At 65.9% G+C, this 337-nt stretch carries 1 protein-coding gene; it reads left to right on the forward strand.

Annotated elements, in window-relative coordinates; all coding sequences use genetic code 11:
• A partial coding sequence (locus HH308_RS29415; RefSeq protein WP_170197838.1) for an AMP-binding protein occupies nt 1-337 on the forward strand: 337 nt, incomplete at both ends.

Genomic DNA, 337 nt, shown 5'->3' on the forward strand with positions numbered 1-337 from the left:
GGTGTTGCGGTGGTGGACGGGGTGCGGGTGGTGTCTCGTCGGGAGTTTGCGGCGCGGGTGAATTGTTTTGCGCGGGAGTTGATTTCGGTTGGGGTGGGGCCGGAGTCGGCGGTTGCGGTGAGTGTTGAGCGTGGCGTGGATATGTTGGTGGCGGTTCATGCGGTGATTGTTGCGGGTGGGCAGTATGTGCCGGTGGCGGTGGATGCGCCGGTGGAGCGGGCGGGGTATCAGGTGGAGTCCGCGGGTGTGCGGGTGGTGGTGGTGTCTGCGGGGGATGTTGTGCCGCAGTGGGTTTCGGCAGTCTCTGGTGTGCGGGTGGTGGTGGTCGATTCGTCGG

Origin of the sequence: Gordonia asplenii (assembly GCF_012933505.1) — a bacterium.
GTDB lineage: Bacteria > Actinomycetota > Actinomycetes > Mycobacteriales > Mycobacteriaceae > Gordonia > Gordonia asplenii.